Below are 3,602 nucleotides of genomic sequence, written 5' to 3'. Positions count from 1 at the left end.
ATGAGCATGACTCGATCCTTTTTTCTGTGATTTTGCGTTTTGGGAACAAAAATTTCGCAAATTTAGGATCGAGTTTCTTTGATACTCCTACCATTTTGACAAGCTATTTAGAGTCGTGAAAAAAACTTCAATTACCATTGTTTCGAATAATCCTCAATTCAGCTTCGAGAGGGTCGTAGCTGTCAAATAGCTTGAAGTTGAATAACGTGGTTACATACCGTGAAACAATTTGGTCTTTTTTAATCAGCCCCCGGAGGAGTTTAGGTGTGCCGGGCGGGTTTTCCCAGTAACGGGCATCCCATGAGTGATCCCGATTATCTCCTACCATAAAATAGTAGTCATCAGGTACTTCCCAGCGATTTTTAGATTTAAGGAATGGTGTACTTTTATCGATAACAAAGTTATAGGTTTTGCCGGTTCGTTCTTCGACGTCACTGAAAATCATAAGGTCGCCCAGTTCAGAAACAAATTTACCGACAGTCTTACCATTAACTGTGAATTCTTTGTTTTTATGGTATTCAACAACATCACCGGGAATACCAAGTACCCGCTTAATGTATAAGGTGCGAGGCACTGATGGTGCCTTGAAGGCTGTAATATCACCGCGCTTAATGTCACCAGAGTCCAGCAATCCACCCACACGAATGCCGACAATATAATCACCTATGTCAAGAGTCGGTTCCATTGAAGCAGAAGGGATCGTGTAAATCCCTGCTACATACCGCATAGAAAACAGATACACGGTGCAAACAGCCATTGAAACGAACACCCATTTAGCTGTTTTTTTTTCTGCAAAACATTTTTTGCCAGTAAAAGAACAAGGAGAACCAATACTACGGCCACACTGGTCATTTGTTATCTTCCTGCTTTTTTAATTTACGAGCATATAGGGTGAGGGAATTGCATAAATTCATGTACACATAAAGCACATAGCGCTGATAGATAGAACTATAAGCCACTTTAACAGGAAGTCGGATTTCGACAGGTTCATCATCTATGTTTTTAGCTTCAATAATCAGACTGGCTTAAATAAAACCATTATCAAAAACTACATTCGTTTTGAGGAGTTTATTCTCCATGACAATCTTAAAAAAACGAATGTAACTAACCCGCACATAATATGCGGCCACGATAACTGCCATGAAAACAGCAATGGCCCAGTGTATGTAGCCGCGAAAGGAAAGGAAAAACGCATAAATCACCAGTAGATCGATGAACGTGACAAGCAGCCGATTATGATAGACACGACCGGAAGAAAACATTTTTGGTAAAAAACGGGGCATAAAACCATCTCGTAAAAGAGATGGTTTACAGAATACATAGGAGGCAAAAAAACTGCGTTTTTTTCTACCTCGTTTTGTGGTCAAAAGTGCATTTTTCTCTTTAGGCTTTTCCTGTGTACGCTAGGCAGCTTGTTCTTCAAACTGCGTGACACGCTCGACAATCATATTTTTTGTACAGATTCATCAATCCGGTTCTCCGGATCATAACGATGAATAATGACTTGTATCACCGCACCAGCCTGAATCGCCTGATTTCCCGCGCATTCGATATCTAATTTCGGAATGAGCACCCGCCCCCTGTTTTGTAATGTGCCCAATTCTGGATCAGAAACCATCTTTACCGGCAGTGACGTCTGACCGGCTGCACGATCCCCTCCGTCATGGAATAACCGACATAACGGTGCTGCTTTGAGGCTGTCACGGCAAAATTCAGCATTGATATTGCTCAGCTTGGTGATGTGGTATTTAGCTTGGGGGTTATTGTATTCGTAGCTAAACGCGGGTTTAGCCCTGATAAGGTCAGCCATCGATTTTAAATGCAGTTTTCCTCTGGCCGTCCATGCCAGTGCCCCGTGATCTTTGGCAACCTGTCGGAGCAGGGGGGCAGGCTTCTGCCCCATAGCTTCTTGGTAAATTCGGCTCCTCATAACGCTAATGGAAAGGGATCAACACCCCATTAGCCTGATAAAAAATCGCCATACCCAATAGGCAATTAATGATAATGCCATGATATTGACCAGCCATAATTTACACTTCAATTTCACGGCAATAAAAAGCACAGGAATGATGAACAATACCGCGATAGGCGCAGTCACATCCCTGATATCATCCACCACCAGCGCTCTGTGAGCTTCACAGGCGTTTTTGATGTCTATCCCATCAATATAGAATTCCTCTTCAAAAGAAGAGGATAAATAAATGACTGACAGGCATAACACATAATATGCCAGATAGAGCAGGTGATTTAATTTTTTATTCATCCTTAATATTTGTGATCATATAGATAGATTTTTTCATCGCTAAAACTAGGTCGCCATAGCCATAAGAGTGGTATTTTCTGTCTGATGTTCAATCGAAGATGCAATCTAAAAGGAATAGCGGCATATCATCACTATATATGTTTCCAAACTATATTAACGGGGGTTTTTAGTAGGATTGCAATCTTTTCGATCACCAAAGATAATCCATCGTCTGTATGAATAACGTCGGTTTTTCGGGTATCAATCATCAATGCAAAACGACCAAACGCCCCCCAGTTCTGATAATCTAATTCAAGCATTGACACTTTTTGTCCACAGCATGGTGTTGACCATTTGGTATAAATTGTCTCTGTTCTCGGTGAGTTTTCCCAAATATAATCCATTTTTTCATTCCACCACTTTGTAATATCACTTTTACAGTGTGAACAGGAAGGAATGGTAAAGTTTTGCATCCCGTCAAATAGTTCTACATCTTCAGCGATATAATGTTCAACAGCAAGAACAGGTGGGATTATAGCCCATAATCGGGCATACATTTTTTTATTTTTTGTTTTTTATCTGACCTCTTTATTGTCCGAAGAAAACCCTCAGCTTTATTGATGGCTGACTTCTCAGGAATAAAACAAGGATCTTTAGGTACAAATAGCAAGTAGGAATCACTCATATCACTTCTCTTTGTAATGACCAATATAAGAATAATCAGCTAAAAGATGATATTCTCAAAGCTGATTATTTCATTAAAAATACGACATCAAGCGCAAAACCCGCCCTGACTGGCAATCAATTTTGCACCACAGGCCGTGCGCATCCCGTTTAATGCGATGGGTTTTCCCTGATGTTTTAAGTCATTGCTGCCTTCTATAATCTGAAAACCCCCTTTGCACTGGGGACAGACCACTAAATCACCTTTAGCGGCAATCGGAACCCCCAGATAAACATACCCGTCAATAGCGGTAATAACTTTACCGCCATGATCGGTTGCGTCGTTTAATCGGATAACCGCTTGACCGGCCATAGTTATAGGGGTTTGAGGGCAAGCTGTACGAAAACGTACGATAAGATAAAAATACATGTCTGAAAAATCGATTAGTAGGCAACGTTGTCCATTAAATGCAATTTTTCGATTTAAAAGACACCGTTTTGAACGGTGTTTTTCTATGTCAATTATATTTTATATATCAGATAGTTATGTCAATAACGTACGTTTTCGTTCCATTGGCCTTCAGACCCCCTTGCTGACTATTAAATCAGCAACAGCCCGACCAATCCCTTCGTTTGCACCAACTACAAGGTATGTTTTAATTGTTTCGTTACACATTGAGATAAGCCAACGTTCTAT

General features: G+C 40.6%; 6 protein-coding genes. All 6 read right to left on the bottom strand.

The window, feature by feature from the left end; genetic code table 11:
* Positions 1–127 precede the first annotated feature (127 nt).
* The 6 genes from lepB to AACX68_RS05580 all read right to left on the bottom strand — a co-directional run bounded on the left by lepB (position 128) and on the right by AACX68_RS05580 (position 3,278).
* The gene (gene lepB / locus AACX68_RS05605; RefSeq protein ID WP_339389289.1) at positions 128–769 is read right to left on the bottom strand and encodes a signal peptidase I; all 642 of its coding nucleotides are present in this window, start codon (positions 767–769) and stop codon (positions 128–130) included.
* 256 nt (positions 770–1,025) lie between these two features.
* Positions 1,026–1,283, bottom strand: coding sequence for a hypothetical protein (locus AACX68_RS05600; RefSeq protein WP_228860800.1), 258 nt, complete (start codon positions 1,281–1,283; stop codon positions 1,026–1,028).
* 161 nt (positions 1,284–1,444) lie between these two features.
* A complete protein-coding gene (locus AACX68_RS05595) occupies positions 1,445–1,903 on the bottom strand; it encodes a hypothetical protein (RefSeq protein ID WP_228860799.1) in 459 nt (152 codons plus the stop codon).
* 45 nt (positions 1,904–1,948) lie between these two features.
* Complete coding sequence (locus tag AACX68_RS05590; protein WP_228860798.1) at positions 1,949–2,263, bottom strand: YjeO family protein; 315 nt, start codon at positions 2,261–2,263, stop codon at positions 1,949–1,951.
* A 131-nt stretch (positions 2,264–2,394) separates the two neighbouring features.
* Positions 2,395–2,799, bottom strand: coding sequence for a hypothetical protein (locus AACX68_RS05585; protein WP_228860797.1), 405 nt, complete (start codon positions 2,797–2,799; stop codon positions 2,395–2,397).
* A gap of 215 nt (positions 2,800–3,014) precedes the next feature.
* Positions 3,015–3,278, bottom strand: coding sequence for a PAAR domain-containing protein (locus tag AACX68_RS05580; RefSeq protein WP_228860802.1), 264 nt, complete (start codon positions 3,276–3,278; stop codon positions 3,015–3,017).
* Positions 3,279–3,602: the final 324 nt, after the last annotated feature.

The organism is Xenorhabdus sp. PB61.4 (assembly GCF_963894935.1).
Classification (GTDB): Bacteria; Pseudomonadota; Gammaproteobacteria; order Enterobacterales; family Enterobacteriaceae; genus Xenorhabdus; species Xenorhabdus stockiae.
This window is presented reverse-complemented; position numbering and strand designations above follow the sequence as displayed.

Excerpts from the sequence above, each read along its gene's own strand:
- AACX68_RS05600 (WP_228860800.1), bottom strand. The coding sequence starts at position 1,283 with ATGCCCCGTTTTTTACCAAAAATGTTTTCTTCCGGTCGTGTCTATCAT.
- AACX68_RS05595 (WP_228860799.1), bottom strand. The coding sequence starts at position 1,903 with ATGGGGCAGAAGCCTGCCCCCCTGCTCCGACAGGTTGCCAAAGATCAC.
- AACX68_RS05590 (WP_228860798.1), bottom strand. The coding sequence starts at position 2,263 with ATGAATAAAAAATTAAATCACCTGCTCTATCTGGCATATTATGTGTTA.
- AACX68_RS05585 (WP_228860797.1), bottom strand. The coding sequence starts at position 2,799 with ATGTATGCCCGATTATGGGCTATAATCCCACCTGTTCTTGCTGTTGAA.
- AACX68_RS05580 (WP_228860802.1), bottom strand. The coding sequence starts at position 3,278 with ATGGCCGGTCAAGCGGTTATCCGATTAAACGACGCAACCGATCATGGC.